Source organism: Xanthomonas citri pv. mangiferaeindicae, assembly GCA_002240395.1.
GTDB lineage: Bacteria > Pseudomonadota > Gammaproteobacteria > Xanthomonadales > Xanthomonadaceae > Luteimonas > Luteimonas citri_A.
This window is the reverse complement of sequence record CP016836.1, coordinates 3,276,389-3,300,250: the sequence shown is the minus strand read 5'-3', so window position 1 is coordinate 3,300,250 and position 23,862 is coordinate 3,276,389. Positions and strand designations below refer to the sequence as shown.

At 67.9% G+C, this 23,862-nt stretch carries 17 protein-coding genes; 4 read left to right on the top strand and 13 right to left on the bottom strand.

The genetic code is table 11. From position 1 onward, the window contains the following. Positions 1-293: 293 nt before the first annotated feature. From BEN78_14335 to BEN78_14300, 8 genes are all read right to left on the bottom strand, one after another. Entirely contained in the window at positions 294-2,885 is a 2,592-nt protein-coding gene (locus BEN78_14335; GenBank protein ID ASR44368.1) for a bifunctional aconitate hydratase 2/2-methylisocitrate dehydratase, read from the bottom strand. Between the two features lie 42 nt (positions 2,886-2,927). Next, positions 2,928-3,329: a DNA-binding protein gene (locus tag BEN78_14330; GenBank protein ASR44367.1), complete on the bottom strand. Its 402-nt coding sequence runs from the start codon at positions 3,327-3,329 to the stop codon at positions 2,928-2,930. Continuing rightward, entirely contained in the window at positions 3,326-3,580 is a 255-nt protein-coding gene (locus BEN78_14325; GenBank protein ID ASR44366.1) for an AbrB family transcriptional regulator, read from the bottom strand. Before BEN78_14325 ends, BEN78_14330 begins: the two co-directional genes overlap by 4 nt. Positions 3,581-3,826: 246 nt before the next feature. After that, entirely contained in the window at positions 3,827-5,254 is a 1,428-nt protein-coding gene (locus tag BEN78_14320) for a porin (protein ASR44365.1), read from the bottom strand. Positions 5,255-5,479: 225 nt separating this feature from the next. Next, the gene (locus BEN78_14315) at positions 5,480-6,256 is read right to left on the bottom strand and encodes an ABC transporter permease (protein ID ASR44364.1); all 777 of its coding nucleotides are present in this window, start codon (positions 6,254-6,256) and stop codon (positions 5,480-5,482) included. Further along, on the bottom strand, positions 6,240-7,031 hold the full coding sequence (locus tag BEN78_14310) for a mannosyltransferase (protein ID ASR44363.1): 792 nt from the start codon (positions 7,029-7,031) through the stop codon (positions 6,240-6,242). The genes BEN78_14315 and BEN78_14310 overlap by 17 nt, the downstream gene beginning before the upstream one ends. A gap of 56 nt (positions 7,032-7,087) precedes the next feature. Further along, a complete protein-coding gene (locus BEN78_14305; GenBank protein ID ASR44362.1) occupies positions 7,088-8,113 on the bottom strand; it encodes a hypothetical protein in 1,026 nt (341 codons plus the stop codon). Between the two features lie 55 nt (positions 8,114-8,168). Further along, entirely contained in the window at positions 8,169-9,278 is a 1,110-nt protein-coding gene (locus tag BEN78_14300) for a 4-oxalomesaconate tautomerase (GenBank protein ASR44361.1), read from the bottom strand. Between the two features lie 108 nt (positions 9,279-9,386). Between BEN78_14300 and BEN78_14295 the strand changes: the two genes are divergently transcribed. The 4 genes from BEN78_14295 (at position 9,387) to BEN78_14280 (ending at position 16,172) form a co-directional block, all read left to right on the top strand. After that, a complete protein-coding gene (locus BEN78_14295; GenBank protein ID ASR44360.1) occupies positions 9,387-10,304 on the top strand; it encodes a LysR family transcriptional regulator in 918 nt (305 codons plus the stop codon). Positions 10,305-10,456: 152 nt separating this feature from the next. Continuing rightward, entirely contained in the window at positions 10,457-13,216 is a 2,760-nt protein-coding gene (locus tag BEN78_14290; GenBank protein ASR44359.1) for an aconitate hydratase 1, read from the top strand. A gap of 191 nt (positions 13,217-13,407) precedes the next feature. Beyond that, the gene (locus BEN78_14285; GenBank protein ID ASR44358.1) at positions 13,408-15,087 is read left to right on the top strand and encodes a long-chain-fatty-acid--CoA ligase; all 1,680 of its coding nucleotides are present in this window, start codon (positions 13,408-13,410) and stop codon (positions 15,085-15,087) included. A gap of 167 nt (positions 15,088-15,254) precedes the next feature. Continuing rightward, positions 15,255-16,172: a hypothetical protein gene (locus BEN78_14280; protein ASR44357.1), complete on the top strand. Its 918-nt coding sequence runs from the start codon at positions 15,255-15,257 to the stop codon at positions 16,170-16,172. Between the two features lie 19 nt (positions 16,173-16,191). Here BEN78_14280 and BEN78_14275 read toward each other — a convergent pair whose 3' ends face one another. The 5 genes from BEN78_14275 to BEN78_14255 form a co-directional block, all read right to left on the bottom strand. Then, positions 16,192-18,324, bottom strand: a complete 2,133-nt coding sequence (locus BEN78_14275) for a hypothetical protein (GenBank protein ASR44356.1) — start codon at positions 18,322-18,324, stop codon at positions 16,192-16,194. Position 18,325: 1 nt separating this feature from the next. Continuing rightward, positions 18,326-19,432 carry a two-component system response regulator gene (locus tag BEN78_14270; GenBank protein ASR45158.1) on the bottom strand — a complete coding sequence of 369 codons (1,107 nt, stop codon included), beginning with the start codon at positions 19,430-19,432 and terminating at the stop codon, positions 18,326-18,328. Positions 19,433-19,513: 81 nt separating this feature from the next. Continuing rightward, positions 19,514-21,034, bottom strand: a complete 1,521-nt coding sequence (locus tag BEN78_14265; protein ASR44355.1) for a lysine--tRNA ligase — start codon at positions 21,032-21,034, stop codon at positions 19,514-19,516. 226 nt (positions 21,035-21,260) lie between these two features. Continuing rightward, on the bottom strand, positions 21,261-22,172 hold the full coding sequence (locus BEN78_14260; GenBank protein ID ASR44354.1) for a peptide chain release factor 2: 912 nt from the start codon (positions 22,170-22,172) through the stop codon (positions 21,261-21,263). Between the two features lie 310 nt (positions 22,173-22,482). Next, positions 22,483-23,817, bottom strand: a complete 1,335-nt coding sequence (locus tag BEN78_14255; GenBank protein ASR44353.1) for a hypothetical protein — start codon at positions 23,815-23,817, stop codon at positions 22,483-22,485. Positions 23,818-23,862: the final 45 nt, after the last annotated feature.

Below are 23,862 nucleotides of genomic sequence, written 5' to 3'. Positions count from 1 at the left end.
GGCGAGCCGGCCCCGTCATCTGCCCGGGCAAGTGGCGCGGCCGCCAGCAGTACAGCGCACAGTGCCGCGGCGACGGCCCAGGACGGAGAAGCGAGACGCGCGGTGGACATGGGCAAGCGTTCCTGCGGCAACGAGGTGATCAGCACTCTTTCACGATGCTGCGCCGCACGAAAACAACGATTCGGCATGTCCTCAGTCCCGCCAGCGATGGACGGCGACGGCTACCGCAAACAAGAAAAACGCCGCGCCCGTCTGCACGGGCGCGGCGCTCAGGACGATCGGAACCTCAGAGATCAGGCAGCGACCGACGACGCCGTCTCGCGGTACTCCTCGATCTGATCGAAGTTCATGTAACGGTAGATCTCCGCGCTCTGCGTGTTGATCACGCCGACGCCCGCCATGTACTCCTCGCGGGTCGGGATCCGACCCAGGCGCGAGCAGATCGCGGCCAGTTCCGCCGAGCCCAGATACACGTTGGAGTTGCGGCCCAGGCGGTTGGGGAAATTGCGGGTCGAGGTCGAGAACACCGTCGCGCCCTCGCGCACCTGCGCCTGGTTGCCCATGCACAGCGAGCAGCCCGGCATTTCCATCCGCGCACCTGCGGCGCCGAACGTGCCGTAGTGGCCTTCCTTGGTCAGCTCGGCGGCGTCCATCTTGGTCGGCGGCGCGACCCACAGCTTGGTCGGGATGTCGCGCTTGCCTTCCAGCAGCTTGGACGCTGCACGGAAGTGACCGATGTTGGTCATGCACGAGCCGATGAACACCTCGTCGATCGCCACGCCGGCGACCTCCGATAGCGTCTTCACGTCGTCCGGGTCGTTGGGGCAGGCCAGGATCGGCTCGTGGATCTCGGCCAGGTCGATCTCGATGACCGCCGCGTACTCGGCGTCGGCATCGCCCTGCAACAGTTGCGGGTCGGCCAGCCACTGCTCCATCTTCTCGATCCGGCGCTGGATCGAGCGCGCGTCCTGATAGCCCTGGGCGATCATCCACTTGAGCAACGTGATGTTGCTGGTGATGTACTCGATGATCGGTTCCTTGTTCAGGTGCACCGTGCAGCCCGCGGCCGAGCGCTCGGCCGAGGCATCCGACAGTTCGAACGCCTGCTCGACCTTCAGGTCCGGCAGACCCTCGATCTCGAGGATGCGCCCGGAGAACACGTTCTTCTTGCCCTGCTTGGCGACCGTCAGCAGCCCGGCCTTGATCGCGTACAGCGGGATCGCGTTGACCAGGTCACGCAGGGTCACACCCGGCTGCATCTCACCCTTGAAGCGGACCAGCACAGACTCGGGCATGTCCAGCGGCATCACGCCGGTGGCCGCGGCGAACGCGACCAGGCCGCTGCCGGCCGGGAACGAGATGCCAACCGGGAAGCGGGTGTGCGAATCGCCGCCGGTGCCGACGGTGTCGGGCAGCAGCATGCGGTTGAGCCAGCTGTGGATCACGCCGTCGCCGGGACGCAGCGAGATGCCGCCGCGGGTGGAGATGAACTCCGGCAGCGTGTGATGGGTCTTGACGTCGACCGGCTTGGGGTACGCCGCGGTGTGGCAGAACGACTGCATCACCAGGTCGGCAGAGAAGCCCAGGCACGCCAGATCCTTGAGCTCGTCGCGGGTCATCGGGCCGGTGGTGTCCTGCGAGCCGACCGAGGTCATCTTCGGTTCGCAGTACGTCCCCGGACGCACGCCCTGCCCTTCGGGCAGACCGATCGCACGGCCGACCATCTTCTGCGCCAGCGAGAAGCCCTTGCCGCTGTCGGCCGGCTGCTGCGGCAGACGGAACAGGTCCGTCGGGGCCAAGCCCAACGACTCGCGCGCCTTGGCGGTCAGGCCGCGGCCGACGATCAGCGGGATACGGCCACCGGCGCGCACCTCGTCGAACAGCACCTGGGACTTGACCTCGAACTGGGCGATCGTCTCGCCGTTCTTCAGCGCGCGGCCCTCGTAGGGGCGCAGCTCGATCACATCGCCCATCTCCATCTTCGAGACGTCGAGCTCGATCGGCAGCGCACCGGCGTCTTCCATCGTGTTGTAGAAGATCGGCGCGATCTTCGCGCCCAGGCACACGCCGCCGGCACGCTTGTTGGGGATGTAGGGGATGTCGTCGCCGGTCCACCACAGCACGCTGTTGGTCGCCGACTTGCGCGAGGAACCGGTACCGACCACGTCACCAACGTAGGCGACCAGGTGCCCCTTCTGCTTGAGATCGGCGATGAGCTGGATCGGCCCACGCTTGCCGTCTTCTTCCGGCACGAACGGCGCGTCGTCACGCTTGTTCTTGAGCATCGCCAGCGCGTGCATCGGAATGTCGGGCCGCGTGGTCGCATCAGGTGCCGGCGACAGGTCATCGGTGTTGGTCTCGCCCGGCACCTTGAACACGGTCAGGGTCATGGACGCCGGCACTTCGGGCTTGCTGGTGAACCACTCCGCCTCGGCCCAGCTGCGCAGCACGGCCTGGGCATTGGCATTGCCGGCCTTGGCCTTGTCCTCGACATCGTGGAAGGCATCGAACACCAGCAGCGTGTGCTTGAGGCCATCGGCGGCGATCGCGCCGACCGCGTCGTCGTCGAGCAATTCGACCAGCGGGTGGACGTTGTAGCCGCCGAGCATGGTGCCCAGCAGTTCGGTCGCGCGCGCGCGGTCGATCAGCGGGTTGTGCTCGGTGCCCAGCGCAATCGCGGCCAGATACGAGGCCTTGACCTTGGCGGCGTCGTCGACGCCGGCCGGCACGCGGTGGGTGAGCAGATCCAACAGGAACTCAGCCTCGCCGGCCGGCGGGTTCTTGAGCAGTTCGACGACCTCGGCGGTCTGCTGCGCGTTGAGCGGCAGCGGCGGAATGCCCAGCGCTTGACGCTCGGCAACGTGGTGGCGGTAGGCTTCCAACATGCGGGCAACTCCAAAAGTCTTGCGGTACCGGGAGAACCGGTCTCAGGCCGACGGTACGATCAGCTTGAGACCCTTGAAATAAGTGCGGAAGAACGCGTCATCGCGCGTGATCAGGCCATTGCACTGCAGCAGTGCGTGCGCCCCGACCAGGAAGTCCCGCGCCGCGCGGCCGCTCGTGTCGCCGCGCTGCCAGGAACGGCGCTGCATCTCGCCGGCGCGCAGCGCCGACTTGGCCTCGATCGCCGAAAAGCGCACGCCCATGTCCTCGAGCACGGCCATGGTCTCGGCGCCGTCACGCAGCGCGCCGCAGATCTCGGCCAGGGCCACGTCGCAGACCACGACCGGACCCGCGCTCAGGTACTGGCGCAGGCAGGCCTCGGCGGCGTCGGCCTGCGGGCCGTCGGCCAGCAGGTCCACCAGCACCGGGGCGTCGACGGCGATCACGGCGTGGCGTCGCCATCAGGGGTGTCGGCCGCTTGGCCGCGGACCGCGCGCATCGCCGCATCGGTGTCATCGAAGCCTTCGAGCTTGAAGCGGCCGCGCGCGCGCGACACGGCATCGTCGACGCTCTTGCGCAGCACGATCCGGCTGCCTTCCAGTTCGACCTTCAGAATCGTGCCCTTGCTCAGCCCGAGCGCATCGCGCACCGGCTTGGGCAGGGTGATCTGGCCGCGCTCGGCGACGGTGGCTTCCATGGCGAGCCTCCTGGAAAGTATGCGCGCATTGTACATACCTGACTGCGCATACTCCAGCCCGCGCCGGTAAACGGGATGCCTGGACGCCGCCCCGACGGGCCGCCTTTCCCTTTTCCGTCTACGGGCAACTCGGTGGGCACCGCGCCGGCGAAAACGGGCTTCCGATACCAGCTCACCCTTCAGACCAGCGAGAACCGGCGCACCGGTCCGCCGGTCCGGCACGCTGCGAACCGCGGCCCGTTCGCGTCAGAACGCCAGTTGGAAGCGCGCGTTGAGCGTCGTACCGCGATCCTCGCCGCGGTAGTCGCCGCTGCGGTTGTCGGTCTCCCAGCGGATCGCATCGAGCATGACCCGGCTGAAATCGTTGAGGTACCAGTTCACGCCGACCGTCAGCGCGTCGCCGGTGCCACCGGCGGGCAGCTCGCCGTAGTCGACGTTCTCGTACCTCGCCTTGAGCTCCCATGCGCCCCACCCGCCCGCGGTCACCGGCCGCGCGACCTTGACGCGGCTCCAGGTGCCGGTCTTGGCCGCGAACGCCGGGCTTGCGCCCGACAGGAACCAGCCGGCCGACAGCGCCCAGGCGTCATGCGCCACGTCGAAGCGCCCTGTGCCGCCGACACCGGCGACCTCGCGCCGCCCCCATTCGCCATAGCCCCAGAACGGCCCGCGCACGCCCAGCAGTTCCACGCCGTAGCCTTGCCCGTGGTCGGCACCTGGCAATACGCCGGGTGCGATCTTGACCAGATCGTTGAGATGCCCGGCGATCGCCGAGCTGCGGAACACACCGCTGCTGCCCGGCGCGATGTCCTCGTAGAAGCCCCAGGCGCCCAGGTGCAGCAGACCGCCCTCGCCCTTGACCGGGTTCCAGTGCACGCGGCCGGCCAGGGTCATCGAATCGTCGCTGTCGCCGACGTTGTTGAGGTCGTTGCCGGCGATCGACAGGCTCGCGTGCCAGTCCTCGCCGTAGACGCGCTCGGTCAGGCCGACGCCGAACAGCCCGCGCTGCGGCACGATCTGCGTACCGACGACATTGCGGTCCTGGAACGGGGTGTTGCCGGTCCCGCTGGCGCCGTCGATGCCGCGGTCGTTGAGGCGATTGCCCACCGTCAGCTCGGCCTCGCGACCAAACAGCGTGTGGCCAATGGTCACGTAGGCCGACTTCCAGGCCACGCCGTTGTCGGCGAAATCGCCTTCGACCGCGTAGCCGAGCTGCCCGTAGCTGCCCTCCACGCCCAGGCGCACCGAGCGGATCTCGGTGCCGGTGATGTTGCGGGCCTCGAAATCGGAGCCGTGCGTGCTGGAGGTGTCGATGAAGACCCGGCCACGCGGCCGGAACGTGATCTGCCCGTCGGCGCTGGCAAACTGCGGCGCGCCCTTCGACCAGCCCACCGCCGGCGCTTTGGCCTGCGCGGCTTCGATCTTCGCCACGCGATCGGCCAGCGCGGCCTCGGTGTCGGGCGTGGCCCTGACGCCGACCGCGGGCGGCGCGGCGGTCACACTGGACGCGGTGCCGGCCTCCAGCGCGGACAGGCGCGCCTCGAGCCGGCGGATCTGCTCGGCCTGCTGGCGGACGAGGTCCTCCAGCGCGGCCGGCGCCGTCTGCGCGGACGCGGCCGAGGTGGCGAGCAGCAGGCCGACGGCGGTGGCCAGCAACGTGGGGCGGGGGCGGGACATGCGAGGCATGGGGCGATCTCCGGGCGCGGCGGTGCACACGGCGGCCGGACGGCGAGTGCCGGCCAGCGCCGGCGGACGGCCGCAGGCGGGCCTGCCGCGACCGCGGCAGACAGGACGGATGGGAAGAGGCGCCGGTGCCGCGAGCGCGGCGACCGGCGCAAAGCACCCGGACGTGGGGAACGGGTGTCGATGGGCCGCCCGGCGCACTGCGCCAGGCGACGAGGCTCAGCTGGTGGCTTCGCGAGAGGCGTTCGGACGCCAGGTGATCAAGCGGTTCTCGGCGACGTCGAGCACCGCGTCGATGATCAGCACGAACGCGGCCAGCAGGATGATGCCGGCGAACACACCGACCGCATTGAAGTTGCCTTCGGCCTGCGCGATCAGGTAGCCCAGGCCCGCCGAGGCGCCCAGGTACTCGCCGATGATCGCGCCGACCACCGCGAAGCCCACCGAGGTGCGCAGCGAGGACAGGATCCAGCTCGCCGCGGCCGGGAAGTACACGTGCCGCAGCAGCGCGCTGCGGTTGGCGCCGAGAATGCGGGCATTGGCCAGCACCACCGGGTTCACCTCGCGCACGCCCTGCATCGCGTTGAAGAACGTGATGAAGAACACCAGCGTGACCGCCAGCGCGACCTTCGACCACAGTCCCAGGCCCAGCCACAGCACGAAGATCGGGGCCAGCACCACGCGCGGGATGGCATTGAAGCCCTTGATGAACGGGTCGAGGATCCGCGCCGCACGCCGGCTCAGGCCCAGCCACACGCCACCGGCCACGCCGAGCGCGGTGCCGATGATGTAGCCCAGCGCGGTCTCGGTCAGAGTGATGTACACGTGGGTGTAGAAGCTGGTGTCGGCCAGCCAGGTGAACATCTGCCGCGCGATGTCGAACGGCGCCGGGAAGAAGAACGGGTCGATGACCTTCGCCGACACGCCGGCCTGCCAGCCGCCGAACACGACGACGACGAGCATCACCTGGATCAAACGGTCAGTCTTGGCGTGCATAGCTCTTCTCCACTTCGCCGCGCAGGCAGGCCCAGATATCGCGGTACAGGTCGGTGAAACGCTGATCGAGCTTGATCTCGGCCACATTGCGCGGACGCTCCAGGCGCACCGGGAAGCTCTCGACGACACGGCTCGACGGGCCCGAGGACAGCACGACCACGCGATCGCCCAGTGCGATCGCCTCCTCCAGGTCGTGAGTGATCAACATCACCGCGCGCCGGTCCTCCTGCCACAGCCGCAACAGTTCGTTCTGCATCAAATGCCGGGTGTGGATGTCGAGCGCGGAAAACGGCTCGTCCATCAGAATGACCTTCGGCTCGACGATCAGCGCCTGCGCCATCTGCACGCGCTTGCGCTGCCCGCCCGAAAGCTGGTGCGGATAACGGTGTTCGAAGCCCGACAGGCCGACCTTGGTCAGCCAGGCGCGGGCCTTGTGCTCGCGCTCGTCCTGGGCCACACCGCGAAAGCGCAGCCCCAGTTCGACGTTCTGCAGCGCGGTCTTCCACGGCAGCAGGGCGTCCTGCTGGAACAGGTAGCCCACGCTTTCCTGCACGCCACGCACCGGCTTGCCGTCGATGTGGATCGTGCCCGCCGAGGGCGTCAGCAGGCCGGCGACGGCGTTGAGGATCGTGCTCTTGCCGCAGCCGGTCGGGCCGACGATGGCGAGAAACTCGCCGTCGGCGACCTGCACGTCGACATCGCGTACGGCGGTGAAATCACCGAAGGACATGGTGACATTGTCGATCGCCACCGTGGGACGGGTCTGGATCGGCATCGGGTCTACTTCCCGCAGTCGGGCAACACTGGCGACAGCCATGGAACCTCCTGGCGTTACTGGGCCGGATCCGCGAGGGCGCGGTCGACGAAGGCGTTGGTGTAGGTCTTCTCCAGATCGATGTCGGCGTTGGCGACATCGGCGTTGAACTCGCGCAGGACCGTCAGCGGCGTGCGCAGGTCCTCGGGATTGAAGCGACCGTCGCGGGTGAAGATCGCGCGCGCGGCCTCGACGGCCTTCGCATAGATCTCCCGATCACCCGACACGTACTTGTCGGGCAGCGCGGCGACGATCTCCTCGGCCGAATGGTCGGCGATGAACGCCAGCGCCTTCTGTTGCGCGCGGACGATCTTCTCGGCCACTTCGGGCCGCTTGTCGAGGAACGACTGGTCTGCGTACATCACCGACGTCGGGTAGATGCCGCCGTACACCGCACGGGCACCCGCGTCGCTGCGCGCGTCGATGATGATCTTGCCCACGCCCCGCTCGGCGATCAGCGTCGCGGCCGGGTCGTAATTGACCAGCAGGTCGACCTTGCCCTGGTCGAGCGCTGCGACCGCGGCCGCGCCCGAGCCGACGCCGATGATCGAGATGTCGTCGACCGGGATGCCGTGCTGGGCCAGGAAGTGCCGGACGAAGAAGTCCGACGACGACCCCGGCGCGGTGATGCCCACGTTCATGCCGCGGATCGAGGCCGGGTTGGCCGGATCGAACGTGCTGTCAGGCCGTCCGGCCAGCACCAGGCCGGAGTTGCGGGACAGCAGCACGAAGCCGACCACGTTCTTATGCTTGGCCTGCATCTGGATCGTGTGGTCGTAGAAGCCCACCGCGACGTCGGTGGAGCCTGCGACCAGCGCCTGCAGCACCTTCGAGCCGCCCTGGGCGAAGTTCTCGGTGCGCACGTCCAGCCCGACCTCGTCGAAGTAGCCGTTGGCGTCGGCGATGAAGAACGGCAGGTTGTTGAGGTTGTAGGAGCCGACGCTGATGCGGACGGACTCGGTGCCCTCGCCGCCGCGGCCGGTGCAGCCGGCCAGGCAGACGAGCGCCGCCGCGCAGGCGGCGAGAATGAAACGCTTGTACATCGATCCCTCCCAGGATGGTGATGGTGCGGTCCGGGCAGCGCCCGGGTGAGTCAGGTCATGCCGCCGAGCTCCATGCCGCTGCCGCGTCCCTGCGCGGATCCGTGCTGGCGAACACACGGCCTTCGAACAGGCGCCGCGCCGTTCTCACGACGCTGGCGACGATGGGGGCATCCGGGCCAGGTCGGTGCAGCGCCACATCCAGGCGGCCGCTGGGGTGTTCGAGTGCGACATCGGCGGGCAGCGCCAGATCGCCCGCCATGCGTTGCGCCAGGGTGCCCGGCGTCACGCACGCCGTCGAGATCCCGACCGCGCCGGTGATCGCCAGCGCACTGTGGCACTGGTGCGGCATGAAATAGCGCACCTGGAGCGTGCCGCCGGCGCGCGGCGGCAGCAGCAGCACCGGCTTCGGGATCACCCGGTCGGCGGCGTCGGCGATGCCCATCCGCCGCCCGGCCTCGATGCGGATCCGTTCCAACCGGGCCAGCATCGCGGTGTCGGCATTGAGTGCGGCGACGCTCTCCTCACCGGTCACGCCCAGCGCGGACCCGGCCAGCATCACCATCGGCATGGCGCAGTCGACGCAGCTCACTTCCACGCCATCGATCCATTCGCTGGCCGCGCCGGTCGGCAGCAGCTTGCCGGTGCGCGCGCCCGCCGCATCGAGAAACGCCAGCGAGATCGGCGCCGCGGTGCCCGGCGCACCGGCGATCGCGGTGTCGCCCCGGTAGCTGACCCGGCCGCGCGGCGTCTGCACTGTCGCCAGCACCACCTTGCCGGTATTGACGTTGTGGATGCGCACCAGCGTTTGCGGGTCGGACGCGGCGACCATGCCCGACTCGATCGCGAACGGACCGACCGCCGCCAGCATATTGCCGCAGTTGGGGGTGGTGTCGACGACCTGCTGGTCCGGCCGGACCTGTGCGAACAGATAGTCGATGTCCGCATCGGCGCGGCTGGCCGGACCGACGATCGCGACCTTGCTGCTCAAGGCGTTGCCGCCGCCGATGCCATCGATCTGCAACGGATGCCCCGACCCCATCAGATCGAGCAGCAGCCGATCCCGCCGGGCGGGATCGCTGGGCAGGTCCGAGGCGAGAAAGAACGGCCCTTTGGAGGTGCCGCCCCGCATCAGGACACAAGGCAGACTGTAGAGATCGTTGGACATGACGTGGCCAGATTGATATCTATATCGAATCAATAATTCGATTCGTTCCGATCTTGTCATGGGCCGAATTGATCTGTGAATTGCTTTTTTCTGGATGATTGATCCGATATGAGCATCAATTGCGAAATTCTCGACCTGCGCGCCTTTCTGCTCGTCGCCGACACCCGCAGCTTCCACCGCGCCGCCGAGGCGCTGCACGTCTCGCAACCGGCGCTGAGCCGGCGCATCCAGAAGCTCGAACATGCGGTGGGCGCGCCGTTGCTCGAACGCACGACGCGCAGCGTCGCGCCGACCGCAGTCGGGCAGAACCTGCTGCCGCTGGTGCGACGGATGATCGAGGAGTTCGACGGCTCGCTGTTCTCCTCGCGCGGCGTCGACGACGGCCGCGGCAGCCAGGTCACGATCGCCTGCCTGCCGACCGCGGCGTTCTACTTCCTGCCCAGCGTCATCGCCCGCTTCCATGAAGACCATCCCAACGTCCGCTTCCGGATCCTCGACATCCCGGCCACCGAAGGCCTGCAGGCGGTCGAGCGCGGCGAGGTCGAGTTCGGGGTGAACTTCATGGGAGCATCCGACCCCGAACTGGAGTTCGACGTGTTGGTCGAGGATCCGTTCGTGCTCGCCTGCCGCCGCGACCATCCGCTGGCCAAGAAGCGCCGCGTGACCTGGCACGACATCGCCCAGCACCCGTTGATCACCGTGCATCGCACCAGCGGCAACCGCACCCTGCTCGACGGTGCCCTGGCGCGCGAGAACCTCAAGCTGAGCTGGTTCTACGAAGTGACGCACCTGTCGACCTCGTTGGGCCTGGTCGAGGCCGGCGTCGGCATCTCGGTCCTGCCACGTATGGCCACGCCGCAGGAGGAACACTCCATCTTGGTGACCCGCGAGATCGCGCCCCCCGTGGTGTCACGTACGATCGGCATCGTGCGACGGCGCGGTGCGATGCTGTCGCCGGCGGCCGAGCGGTTCCTGCAGATGCTCAAGAGCACCTGGCAGGATCCGGCCACGGCATCGCGGCGATGACACCCCCGCCACGCCATGCGATCTACACTGACCGGATTGACACGGTGACACCCGCCCATCCGTAGGAGACCGGGCCCAGGCCCGGACGCATGCCAGCACGCCACGACCCAGCCCGGCTGTGTCACCGCCAGCAACCGCGACAGGAGCCCCCCATGACCGATTCCTTTTCCACGCGCGCCGATCTCGACGTCGCCGGCCAGCGCTACACCTATGCCAGCCTTCCGGCGCTGGCGGCGAAGTTCGACATCGCCCGCCTGCCCTACTCGATGAAGATCCTGCTGGAGAACCTGCTGCGCCACGAGGACGGCGAAACGGTGACCGCACGGCACATCGAAGCGGTCGCGAACTGGCAGGCAACGGCCGAGCCCGACACCGAGATCGCTTTCATGCCCGCGCGCGTGGTGCTGCAGGACTTCACCGGCGTGCCCTGCGTGGTCGACCTGGCGGCGATGCGCGATGCGGTGGTGCGCCTGGGCGGACGGCCCGAGCAGATCAATCCGCTGATCCCCTCCGAACTGGTCATCGACCACTCGGTGCAGGTCGACGTGTTCGGCCGGCCCGACGCGCTCGATCTTAACGGCAAGATCGAGTTCGAGCGCAACAAGGAGCGCTACGGCTTCCTGCGCTGGGGCCAGAAGGCGTTCGACAACTTCAAGGTGGTCCCGCCCAACACCGGCATCGTCCACCAGGTCAATCTCGAACATCTGGCGCGCGTGGTCATGACCGCCGAGCGCGAGGACGGCACGCGCTGGGCCTACCCTGACACCGTGTTCGGGACCGACTCGCACACCACGATGATCAACGGCATCGGCGTGCTGGGCTGGGGCGTGGGCGGCATCGAGGCCGAGGCCGCGATGCTCGGCCAACCCTCGTCGATGCTGATCCCGCAGGTCGTCGGCTTCAAGCTCACCGGCCGGCTGCCCGAGGGCGCGACCGCGACCGACCTGGTGCTGACCGTCACCCAGATGCTGCGCAAGCACGGCGTGGTCGGCAAGTTCGTGGAGTTCTTCGGCGACGGGCTGCAGCATCTGCCGCTCGCCGACCGCGCGACGATCGGCAACATGGCGCCCGAGTACGGCGCGACCTGCGGCATCTTCCCGATCGACGCCGAATCGCTGAGCTATCTGCGCCTGTCGGGCCGCAGCGAGGCGCAGATCGCCCTGGTCGAGGCCTACGCCAAGGCGCAGCAGCTCTGGCACGAGCCCGGCGCACCCGAGGCCGAGTACAGCAGCGTGCTCACGCTCGACATGGGCGACGTGCGGCCGTCGCTGGCCGGGCCCAAGCGCCCGCAGGACCGCGTGCTGCTGGAGGACGTGCAACAGAATTTCCGCGACAACGTCGGTGCGCTCACCGCACGCCGCGATGCCGCCAACGATGCGCAGATCGACCGCTTCGAGAAGGAAGGCGGCGGCCAGCCGCAGGCCGAACGCCTGGCCGCCCGGCCGGTGTCGAAGATCACTCTCGAGGACGGCGAACACGAGCTCACCGACGGCTCGGTGGTCATCGCCGCGATCACCTCCTGCACCAACACCTCCAACCCGGCGGTGATGCTCGGTGCCGGCCTGCTCGCGCGCAATGCCGCGGCCAAGGGCCTGAAGGCAGCGCCGTGGGTCAAGACCTCGTTGGGGCCCGGCTCGCTGGTGGTCACCGACTACCTCGAAAAGGCCGGCTTGATGGACGACCTGCAGAAGCTCGGCTTCTACGTCGTCGGCTACGGCTGCACAACCTGTATCGGCAACTCGGGCCCGCTGCCCGATGCGGTGTCCAAGGGCATCGCCGAGAACGACCTCGCAGTCGCGGCAGTGCTGTCGGGCAACCGCAACTTCGAGGGCCGCATCCACGGTGAGGTCAAGATGAACTACCTCGCCTCGCCACCGTTGGTGGTCGCCTACGCGATCGCCGGCACCGTCGATATCGACCTGGCCCACGATCCGCTGGGCAAGGACCAGGACGGCAACCCGGTCTACCTGCGCGACATCTGGCCGTCGAACAAGGAGATCGGCGATTTCATCGCACGCACGATCGGCCCGGAGATGTTCGCCAAGAACTACGCCGACGTCTTCAGGGGCGACACGCGCTGGAACACCATCGAGTCGCCCGACGGCGAACTCTATGCCTGGGACGAGAGCTCGACGTACATCAAGAACCCGCCCTACTTCGAGGGCATGACCATGGATGTGGGCAGCATCGACGACATCCACGGTGCGCGGGTGATGGGCCTGTTCGGCGACTCGATCACCACCGACCACATCTCGCCGGCCGGCAACATCAAGAAGGACTCACCCGCCGGGCGGTTCCTGCAGTCGCGCGGCGTCCAGCCGGCGGACTTCAACAGCTATGGCTCGCGCCGCGGCAACGACGACGTGATGGTCCGCGGCACCTTCGCCAACATCCGCATCAAGAACCTGTTCTTCGGTGGCGAGGAAGGCGGCAACACGCTCTACTTCGGCAAGGGCGAGCCGGAAAAGCTGGCGATCTACGACGCGGCGATGAAGTACCGCGCCGATGGCGTCCCGCTGGTGGTGTTCGCCGGCAAGGAGTATGGCACCGGCTCCTCGCGCGACTGGGCGGCCAAGGGCACCAACCTGCTCGGCGTCAAGGCGGTGATCGCCGAAAGCTTCGAGCGCATCCACCGCTCCAACCTGGTCGGCATGGGCGTGCTGCCGTGCAGGTTCCAGGACGGCGAGAACGCGCAGACGCTGGGGCTGGACGGGACCGAGACGATCGACATCACCGGTCTCGACGACGGCCGCGCCAAGCGCGCGCAGGTGGTGGCGACCAAGGCCGACGGCCGCCAGATCCGCTTCGAGGTCCACGTGCTGCTGCTGACCCCGAAGGAAGTGGAGTACTTTCGCCACGGCGGGCTGCTGCACTACGTGCTGCGTCAGCTGGCCAGCAAGCAGGCAGCCTGATCCCGGATCGGACAGGCACCCTGCCCGCCGCCGCAGCGCGGCGGGCAGTCAATGGGACACGCGCGCCGTGTACGCGGCGCGACTACCGCGCCGCGCCTTGCCTCGCCCGGAAAGCCTGTGCTCCAATCGAACGCGATTGCGCAGGTACGCTCACCGCTTCGAGTGACGGCCTTCATCAGGGAGAAGACCGAATGACCGACCAACGCCCGTGGCTGGCGAACTACCCTGCGGGCATCCCCGCCGAGATCGATCCCAACGAGTACCCCTCGGTCCCCGCGGTCCTCGACGAGGCAATCGCGAAGTACCGCGACAAGCCCGCGTTCTCCAACATGGGCAAGACGCTCACCTACGGCGAGCTCGACACCTACAGCCAGCAGTTCGCAGCCTACCTGCTGGGCGAGCTCAAGCTCAAGAAAGGTGATCGCGTCGCGATCATGATGCCCAACTGTCTGCAGTACCCGATCGCCATCTTCGGCGTGCTGCGCGCCGGGCTGACGGTGGTGAACACCAATCCGATGTACACCGCCCGCGAACTGCGCCACCAACTGGTCGACTCCGGCGCGGCGGCAATCCTGGTAATGGACAACTTCGGCAAGACGGTGCAGGACGTCATCGCCGACACCCAGATCAAGCAGGTCGTGACCACGGGCCTTGGCGACCTGCTGGGCTTTCCGAAGGGCGCGATCGTCAATCTGGTGGTCAAGCACGTCAAGAAGATGGTGCCCGACTACACCATCCATGGCGCGATCCGCTTCCGCGAAGCGCTCGCGCGCGGCCGCAAGCACACGCTGCCCGAGGTTGCGATCGCACACGAGGACATCGCATTCCTGCAGTACACCGGCGGCACGACCGGCGTGGCCAAGGGCGCGATGCTCACCCATCGCAACATGGTCGCCAACATGCAGCAGGCGGCGGCGTGGCTGGGCACCGACGCCAAGCGCGGCGAGGAACTGATCGTCACCGCGTTGCCGCTCTATCACATCTTCGCACTGACCGCGAACTGCCTGGTGTTCATGGAGTTCGGCGGCCACAACCACCTGATCACCAACCCGCGCGACATGCCCGGCTTCGTCAAGGAGCTCAAGGGCATCCGCATGACCGCCATCACCGGCGTCAATACGCTGTTCAACGGCCTGCTCAACACGCCCGGGTTCGACCAGGTGGACTTCTCGCGCCTGCATCTGAGCCTGGGCGGCGGCATGGCCGTCCAGCGCGCGGTGGCCGAGCGCTGGAAGGCGGTCACCGGCACCACGCTGGTGGAGGCCTACGGCCTGACCGAGACCTCGCCTGCGGCCTGTATCAATCCGATGACGCTGGCCGACTACAACGGCTCGATCGGCCTGCCGGTGCCCTCCACCGAGGCCTGCATCAAGGACGAGAACGGCGCGCAGTTGGCGGTCGACGAAGTCGGCGAACTGTGTATCCGCGGGCCGCAGGTCATGAAGGGCTACTGGCAGCGCCCGGGCGACACCGCAGAAGCGATCGATGCCGAGGGCTGGCTGCACACCGGCGACATGGCGCGGATGGATGCCGGCGGCTACTTCTACATCGTCGACCGCAAGAAGGACATGATTCTGGTCTCGGGGTTCAACGTCTATCCCAACGAGATCGAGGATGTGATCGCAATGATGCCCGGCGTGCTCGAGGTCGCGGCGATCGGCGTGCCCGACGAGCGCTCGGGCGAGGTGGTCAAGGTCGTCATCGTGCGCAAGGACCCCAGTCTGACCGCCGACCAGGTCAAGGCCCATGCCCGCGAGCACCTGACCGGCTACAAGCACCCGCGCATCGTGGAGTTCCGCAGCGAGTTGCCCAAGACCAACGTCGGCAAGATCCTGCGCCGCGAACTCCGCGAAGCCGCCCCGGAATCGTGATATCGATCACATTTTGGAGACGATATTCGTCCCAAAGTGCCTGCAAGCCATTGAAGCCATTGCCCTGACGCCCCGATGCGCGCATAGAGCGCGCATCGGGCGATTCAGCATCCACGCGGGTTTGCACCGGCGCCCGACGGTGCGGCCCCCGTTTCAGGGGATTTTCAATGCACACCATCGAACCCATTCGTCGCGAAGGCGCGGCCGCGCCGTCACTCCTCCGCCTGCACCACGACGCCTCCAGCGACGCGCACTGGTGCTTCATGCATGCGCAGCCGGCCAGTGCGCAGCCTGACTACCGCCCCTGTTTCTCTCCCGGGCTGCTTCGCGAACTGCGGCTGTTCGCCCAGGCGAGCATCGAGCAGATCTCCGAGCGCGCCCGGGTCGCGCCTGCGCATCTGTCACACATCGTCTTGGCCTCCGATGCCCCGGTGTACAACCTCGGCGGCGACCTGCAGCTGTTCGTGGACCTGATCCGACTGCGCGACCGCGAAGCCCTGACCCGTTACGCCCGGCAATGCGTCGACAACATCCACCTGCTGCAGACCCGGTTGCACCCCAATGCCCACACCATCGCGCTTGTTCAGGGCGATGCGCTGGGCGGTGGTCTGGAACTCGCCCTGGCCTGCCGCACCATCGTCGCCGAACGCGGCGTCCAGATGGGCTTCCCCGAGGTGTTGTTCGGACTGTTCCCGGGGATGGGCGCCTACTCGTTGCTGGCCCAGCGGGTGAGCCCGCACGTCGCCGAGGAAATGATGCTGGGCGGGACCATGTACAGCAGCGAAGACCTGCACCGGCTCGGCCTGGTCGATGTACTGGTCGAGCCCGGCGAAGGCGTGCCTGCGGTCCACGAGCAGATTCGCAAGCATCGGCGGATCGCCACCGCGCGGCTCGCGTTGCACCGCGTCCGCGATGGCGCCCATCCGATCCCGCTCGCAGAGCTGGTGCGCATCACCGACATCTGGGTCGACACCGCCCTGCAGCTCGAGGCGCGGCAGCTGCGGACGATGGAACGCCTGGTCCGCGCGCAGCAGCGGCTGCAGCCCGCACCGGCTGAGGTCGGGCGCACCGCCGTCGGCAGCTGAGCGCACCACGGCCCCCGGGTCAGACGGCGTCTGACCCGGGCAGGCCGATCCGTGGCAGATCACCGCGCACCCGCAGCGCCTCCAGCGCCTCGTCGAGCGCCCGGCCCAGCCCTTGCAACAGCAGCCGCCATTCGATGGCCAGACGGTCGGACGGCATTCGCATGCCCCGCGAGGCCTGCGCCTCGAGGTCCGAGGCGCCGAGGTTGGCGGCCGTGCCCTTGAGCGCGTGACACAGGTCGCGGACTTCGTCCCATCGTCCCGCGTCCGATGCGCCCGCCAGGTCGACCAGGCACTTGCGCGCGTCGCGCGCGCACTCCGACAGGAAGCGCCGGATGAACGCCTCGTCGAAGCCCATGTCGCGCATCTCGTCGATCACCGGCGTCGACAGCCGGTCCACTCGCGGCCGCAGGTCGGACGCGCGTCGCCCCGCCTCCACACCCGGCGCGATCTCGGCCAGCGTTTCGAGCAAGCGCTCGATGACCACCGGCTTGGTGAGGTAGGCGAACGCGCCCGCGCGTCGACAGCTTTCCTGCGCCTCGGCGGTGGCGTCGGCGGTCAGCACGATGAACGGTGTGCGCCGGCCGCTGCCCGCCTCGATGACGCGGGTCTGCCGGAGGACATCCAGTCCGTCGGCGCCGGGCATGTGCAGATCGGTGATCACCGCATCGAAGTGCTCGCGCTCGAGCGCATCGAGCACAGCTTCGCCATCGTCGACGAGCAGCGGGCGATGCCCGGCACGCTCGAGCAGGCGGCGCAGCACCATCAGATTGGCCGACTGGTCGTCGGCGACCAGCACGCGCAGCGGCGCGACCCGGGCCCGATGGCGCACGAAAGGATCGGCGAACGCGATCACGTTGCCCTCCCCCGCCCGACGCGCTGGCGCATCGCCAGTCACGCGGCCGAACGGCAACTCCACCCAGAAGTGCGACCCCTGCCCCGGCTGGCTTTCGGCCTGGATGCTGCCGTCCATCTGTTCGGCCAGGCCCTTGGCGATCGTGGTCCCCAGACCCGTGCCGCCATAGCGCCGCCCGAGCCCGGAATCGACCTGCTCGAAGGCGTCGAAGATGCGGACCAGGGCATCGGGGGCGATGCCGATGCCGGTGTCGCGGACCGAGAACCGCACCCGCACCCGCTCAGGACCCGCATCGACGGTGGAGATCGCGAGCGTGACCTCGCCGCGCTCGGTGAACTTGATCGCATTCGACAACAGATTGACCAGGATCTGCCGCAGGCGGTTGCTGTCGCCATACAGCGTAGCGGGCACGTCGTCGGCGATCGACGAGGCCAGCGCCAGGCCCTTGGCCTGCGCGCTTGGTCCCAGCATGACCTCGATGCCGCGCACCAGGTCGTGGAGCGCGAAGGCGCTGTCGTTGCGCTGGAACTTGCCGGCCTCGATCTTGAACAGGTCCAGCACATCGTCGACCAGAGCCTGCAGGGCCTTGGCCGAGGTCTGGATGACCAGCGCGCTTTCGCGCTGCTCCGCGCTCAACGGCGTGGTCACCAGCAGTTCGGACATGCCCACGATGCCGTTGAGCGGGGTGCGGAACTCATGGCTCATGTTGGCCAGGAACCGACTCTTGGCCTCGCTGGCGGCCCGCGCGGCGGCGGTGGCGTCGGTGAGCGCACGCAGCAGCGAGCTCAGGTAGAGCGGGACCGCGACCAACCCGGCGAGCAGGCCCAGCGCCAGCGGTAGGTTGTGCTGGTGCCAGTACGAGGTGGTCGCGATCGCGATCCCGAACGTGATCACCGCAAACCCGATCGCCGCGTACAGGTAGCGCGGCCCGAACCGCAGGCCGTTGCCGACCGTGACCCACATGATCACCACGTACAGCCAGGCCAGCAGGTCGCCGAGCAGGTACAGGCCCACGCCCATGAGGCTGTAGTCGGCCAACATGCCCAGCACCCGGCGCGGATGCGAGACGCCAGGGCGCCACAGCAGCCAACCGGCGATGCCCAATGCGACCGCGACCTCGACCGCCAGGTAGGCCTCCGACAGGCGCAGCTCGCGGGCGACCTCGGGGTGGCGGCCCACCACGAGCTGCAGGTAGGCATAGATCACGCACAGCATGACCAGGCGCACGGCCGCCTGGCCATGCTCGCTGTCGGGCCGCCCTGCCAGGCGGCTGCCGATCCAGCGCACGACACCTTTCACGTCATTGCAGCCGGGTCGCGGTCCGGTCCAGGCGTGCGCAGATCTCCTCCAGCCGCGCCCGGTTCGACAGCAGCGCCTCCACGCAGCGCGGATCGAACGCGCGTCCACTGTTGTGCCCGATGTACTCGAGTGCCTCGTCCATCGACCAGGCGCGTTTGTAGGGGCGACGCGAGACCAGTGCATCGAACACGTCGGCCACCGCGACGATGCGCGCCTCGAGCGGGATCTGCTCGCCCGACAGCCCATCGGGGTAGCCGCTGCCATCGAAGCGTTCTTGATGGCGCAAAGCGATGGTGGCGCTGAGCTGGACGAACCGGTTGTGGCTGTCGCTCAACAGTTCGTAACCGATCCGCGGATGTTGCCGCATCACTTCCAGTTCGGCCTCGTCCAACGGTCCGGGCTTCATCAAGATCGCATCGGGCATCGCGATCTTGCCGATGTCGTGCAGCGGCGCGGCCAGTTCGATCATCCGCACCTCGTCCTCGAACAGCCCCATCGCCTCGGCGACCATGCCGGCGACCGCAGCCACGCGCTCCAGGTTGGCGCTGGTGCTGGCATCGCGATAGGCGATCGCGCGGGCCAGCCGGGTCAGCGTCTCGCGCTCGCGCTCCTCGACCTCGTGCATGCTGCGCAGCAGCCGCTGCTCGAGCGACAGTGCCCGCTGCTTGACCGATTCGGCCTGCTGACGTAACTGCAGCAGATTGCGGCAGCGGGCGCGCAGCTCGCGCGGGCGCACCGGCTTGACCAGGAAATCGATGACGCCGGCATCGAGCGCGGCCTGGCGGATCGGCTCATCGCCGACCACGGTGACCAGCACGACCGGCACATCCCGATGCGGCGGCAGCTTGCGGAAGCGGCGGGCGAACTCCAGCCCGTCCATGCCCGGCATCCGGTAGTCGAGCAGCAACAGGTCGGCGCGGTGGCTGTCGCACCAGCCCAGCGCCTGCTCCGGATCCTCGAAGTCGAAGACATCGAGCTCCGGGCTGATGTCCTCGAGGATATGCCGCAACATGGTTCGCGCGGACGTCTGGTCGTCGACGATCACGATGTTCAACGCAGGCCCCTTCTGACGATGCGCGAAATACCGGTGGCATCGCGCTTGGTCGATCTTAGCGCGACCCGCCAGCCACAGGGGAATCCTATTCAGCAATGCATCCAAGCGCCGGCGGCCGCCGGGTCGACGCCGGTCTCAGGCCTCGGTCTGCGGGCGCATGTACGGGAACAGCAACACGTCGCGGATGGACGATGACCCGGTCAGCAACATGACCAGCCGATCGATGCCGATGCCCAGGCCGCCGGTCGGCGGCAGGCCGACCTCGAGCGCGCGGATGTAGTCGGCATCGAAGTGCATCGCCTCGTCGTCGCCCCCTTCGCGAGCGTCGACCTGGGCGCGGAAACGCGCGGCCTGGTCCTCGGGATCGTTCAGCTCGGAGAAGCCGTTGGCGATCTCCTTGCCGCCGATGAACAGTTCGAAGCGGTCGGTGATGCCCGCCTCGGTGTCCGATTCGCGGGCCAGGGGCGAGACCTCGACCGGATAATGGGTGATGAACGTCGGCTGGATCAGGCCGGTCTCGACGGTCTTTTCGAAGATCTCCAGCAGCAGCTTGCCCCAGCCGTAGCCCGGCTTGACGTGCACGCCCAGGCGCGCGCAGTGGGCGGCCAGCGCGTCGCGGTCGCGACAGTCGGCAACGCTGATCTGCGGGTTGAGCTCGCGCACCGCCTCCTCGAGCTTCCAGCGCCGGAACGCCGGGCCGACGTCGATCGCATGGCCGTCCCACTCCAGTGCGGTCGTGCCGACCGCCTGCACCGCCACGTCGCGGATCAGCGCCTCGGTCAGGTCCATGACCTCTTCGTAGGCGACATAGGCCTCGTAGAGCTCGAGCATCGTGAACTCGGGATTGTGCCGCGTCGACACGCCCTCGTTGCGGAAGTTGCGGTTGATCTCGTAGACGCGCTCGAAGCCACCCACGACCAGACGCTTGAGGTAGAGCTCGGGTGCGACGCGCAGGTAGAGATCCAGGTCCAGCGCATTGTGGTGCGTCGTGAACGGCTTGGCCGCCGCGCCGCCGGCCAGGTAGTGCATCATCGGCGTCTCGACTTCGAGGAAATCGCGCGCGTCGAGCCACTGGCGGATCGCCGCGACGATGCGCGAGCGCTTGACGAACACCGCGCGCGCTTCGGGCGAGACGATCAGATCGACATAACGCTGGCGATAGCGCTGCTCGACATCCGACAGTCCGTGCCACTTGTCGGGCAACGGCCGCAGCGACTTGGTCAGCAAGCGCAAGGTCTCGGCCTTGATCGACAGTTCGCCGGTCTTGGTGCGCATCAGCGTGCCTTCGGCCGCGACGATGTCGCCCACATCCCAGCCCTTGAACGCGTCGTAGCGCTCGCCCAGCGTGGTCGATTGCAGGAACAACTGGATCCGGCCGCTCACGTCCTGGATCTGCGCGAACGCGGCCTTGCCCATGACCCGCTTGGCCATGAGCCGGCCGGCCACCGCGACCCGCCGGCCTTCTGCGTCCAGCGCCTCACCTGTCCAGCGCTCGGCGTCAGCGTACGCCGCCTGTAGCGTGCCGGCCTCATCACGGCGACGGAAATCATTGGGGAACGCCACGCCCTGTCCGCGCAGCGCGGCCAGTTTGCCGCGACGCTCGGCGATCAGGGCATTGTCGTCGGCGGGCTGGGGGCTGTCGGGCTGCTGGCTCATGAGGGTCTCGGAAAGATCAGGTGTTAGCCGCGGATCGACGCGGAGAAAACGGATCAGAATGGAACGACGTGCGGCTGGGTTCGATCATGCCCGCAGGCGCGGGCCCCAAGGGCATGGACCGGTCGGACGCGGCCATCGCCCCGTCCCTGCGCTGGGCATGCGCCCGGCAGGGCCGTGCGGCGTGCTGACGGATCGGCGGTCATCGCACCGATCCGCAGCGCAGCACTCAGTTGGCATCCAAGCGCTTGGCGCCGGCCTCCAGGCCGGACTTGAGCGCGGCCTCGACGAACTCGTCCAGATCGCCGTCGAGCACCTTCTGGGTGTCGCTACGCTCCACGCCGGTGCGCAGATCCTTGATGCGGCTCTGGTCGAGCACGTAGTTGCGGATCTGGCTGCCCCAGCCGATGTCGGACTTGGTCGCTTCCAGCGCATCCTTTTCGGCATTGCGCTTCTGCAGTTCCAGTTCGTAGAGCTTGGCGGCGAGCATCTTCATCGCGCGGTCGCGGTTGGCGTGCTGGCTGCGTTCGGTCTGGCAGGCGACGACGGTGTTGGTCGGCACGTGGGTGATGCGCACCGCCGACTCGGTCTTGTTGACGTGCTGACCGCCGGCACCAGACGAGCGGTAGACATCGGTTCGCAGGTCGGCCGGGTTGATCTCGATGTCGATCTTGTCGTCGACCTCCGGGGACACGAACACCGAGGTGAACGAGGTGTGCCGGCGATTGTCGGAATCGAACGGCGACTTGCGCACCAGCCGGTGCACGCCGATCTCGGTCTTGAGCCAGCCGTAGGCGAAGTCGCCCTCGACACGGAAGGTCGCCGACTTGATGCCCGCCACTTCACCGCCCGAGACCTCCATCAGCTCGGCCTTCCAGCCGCGGCTCTCGGCCCAGCGCAGATACATGCGCAGCAGCATTTCGGCCCAGTCCTGGGCTTCGGTGCCACCGGCACCGGCCTGGATATCGACGAAGGCGGCGGCCGAGTCCATCTCGCCGGAGAACATGCGCTGGAACTCCAGCTTGTCGACCTGGCTGGCGTAGCCCTCGACATCGGCGACGACCGCCTGCGCGGTGTCCTCGTCATTCTCCGATTCGGCCAGTTCCAGCAGTTCGGCCGCACCGTCCAGGCCCTCGGTCAGCGTGCGGATGCCATTGACGGTCTTGTCGAGCGTGGCGCGCTCGCGACCCAGCGCCTGCGCGCGCTCGGGATCGTTCCAGATATTCGGGTCTTCGAGCTCGCGCTCGACTTCTTCTAGACGTTCGCGACGAGCGTCGTAGTCAAAGATACCCCCTCAGCGCATCCAGCCGACCGCGAAGGTCGGCGATGCGCTGGCGAACAGGATTGAGTTCGATCATGGTGCGGTGGGACTCGCGTAAAGAGCCGGTGATTCTAGCAAGCCGCGCACCCGGCAGTCCCGGCCGGCGCACGGCGCCGGCCGGGAGGTCGCCTCAACGGCGTTCGAGCAGGATGCGGTACGGGCCGCCGGCGTCGCCATCGAGCGCGGAAGCCTCGACCACGTAGCGACCGGGCTGGAGCCGCTGGACGATCCGGGCATCGAGCCCGCCGGCGCCGTCGTCGTCGCTGGCCACCTCGTTGCCGTCCTTGGTCAGCGACAGGTAGCTGTCGATCTGGCTGGAGCGCATCTCGATCGCGTAGTCGCCTGCGCTGCGGACCTCGAACGACCAGCGGTCGGTCATGCCGGGCAGTAGCGCGGTCTCGACCGGGCGGCCGATCGTCAGCGCACCGCCGCCTGCGCCTTCAGGCACTTCGGTCGCAGTCAGCGACAGCGTGTAGGGGCCTGCACCGGGCGTCGCGCTGTCGGCCTCGAGCGTGTAGGTGCCGGCTTCGAGCAGCATGCCGATGCGCGAATTGAGGCGTTCGCCGCCATCGTCGTCCTCCTTCTGTACGCCCTGGCCGGACAGTCGCATCAGCGGATCGATCTCGTCGCTGCGCATATCCAGGCGGACCACCCGGCGCTCGGGCAGCGTGAAGCGGTAGGTGTGCGCGCGCCCAGCGTACAGACCGGTGACCGTCGACCCGATCGCAAGCTCACCGCCTTCGCGCAGGTCGCCGGTCTCGAAGCTCGACGCGGTGACACTGATCCGGTAGGCACCACTGGCGCCTTCGCTGCCGTAGCGCTTGGCAGTCAGGCGATAGCGGCCCGGCGCCAGGCGCAGCGTCAGACGCGCATTGCTGCCCTCGCCGCCGTCGTCGTTGGTGACCGAAACGCCCGGCCCATCCAGCGCCAGAACCGAATCGAAGTCATCGGACATCATGTCGATCGTGTAGATCCCATCGCGATCGATCTGCAACGGCAGCTCCCGCTCGCCATCGGTCCAGTCGCCGATGGTCGAACCGACGCGCAGTGCCTGGCCGTTGTAGGTGTCCACACGCGAGGAGATCAAGGTGTAGGGGCCATACGACGAAGCGTCGGTGCCGCTGACGGCAATCGTGTAGCGGCCCGCGCGCCGGGCCCGGATCGTCAGCGACGACGCCTCGCCCCGATCGGTCGACGAACCGATCAGTTCGTTGTCCAGGAAGGCCGCCAGCCGCGCGCGCAGCGCGCCGGTGACCTTGAAGGTCGCGACCTCGCCTTCGCGCAGGTCGACGCGGTAGAGCTGGCTGCGCGAGCCGTCCTGGTGGTTGAGGCTGGAGCGGCTGGTGATCTCGCCGCGCACCTCGCCGCCGATCGACAGCGGTGCGGGATCGGTGGCCTGGGCCTGCACCAAAGCAGGCGCGATGGCGAGCGCGATCGCCAGCGAAAGCGTATGGACGGTTTTCAAGCGAATCTCCCTTCGACAGTAGAGGCGCCCTGCGCAGTCGCGGAC

What these genes read in the sequence shown, in the direction of transcription:
- BEN78_14325 (ASR44366.1), bottom strand. Translation starts at nt 3,580, where the DNA reads ATGGAAGCCACCGTCGCCGAGCGCGGCCAGATCACCCTGCCCAAGCCG.
- BEN78_14280 (ASR44357.1), top strand. Translation starts at nt 15,255, where the DNA reads ATGCACACCATCGAACCCATTCGTCGCGAAGGCGCGGCCGCGCCGTCA.
- BEN78_14285 (ASR44358.1), top strand. Translation starts at nt 13,408, where the DNA reads ATGACCGACCAACGCCCGTGGCTGGCGAACTACCCTGCGGGCATCCCC.
- BEN78_14290 (ASR44359.1), top strand. Translation starts at nt 10,457, where the DNA reads ATGACCGATTCCTTTTCCACGCGCGCCGATCTCGACGTCGCCGGCCAG.
- BEN78_14300 (ASR44361.1), bottom strand. Translation starts at nt 9,278, where the DNA reads ATGTCCAACGATCTCTACAGTCTGCCTTGTGTCCTGATGCGGGGCGGC.
- BEN78_14315 (ASR44364.1), bottom strand. Translation starts at nt 6,256, where the DNA reads ATGCACGCCAAGACTGACCGTTTGATCCAGGTGATGCTCGTCGTCGTC.
- BEN78_14310 (ASR44363.1), bottom strand. Translation starts at nt 7,031, where the DNA reads ATGCCGATCCAGACCCGTCCCACGGTGGCGATCGACAATGTCACCATG.
- BEN78_14320 (ASR44365.1), bottom strand. Translation starts at nt 5,254, where the DNA reads ATGTCCCGCCCCCGCCCCACGTTGCTGGCCACCGCCGTCGGCCTGCTG.
- BEN78_14335 (ASR44368.1), bottom strand. Translation starts at nt 2,885, where the DNA reads ATGTTGGAAGCCTACCGCCACCACGTTGCCGAGCGTCAAGCGCTGGGC.
- BEN78_14305 (ASR44362.1), bottom strand. Translation starts at nt 8,113, where the DNA reads ATGTACAAGCGTTTCATTCTCGCCGCCTGCGCGGCGGCGCTCGTCTGC.
- BEN78_14265 (ASR44355.1), bottom strand. Translation starts at nt 21,034, where the DNA reads ATGAGCCAGCAGCCCGACAGCCCCCAGCCCGCCGACGACAATGCCCTG.
- BEN78_14295 (ASR44360.1), top strand. Translation starts at nt 9,387, where the DNA reads ATGAGCATCAATTGCGAAATTCTCGACCTGCGCGCCTTTCTGCTCGTC.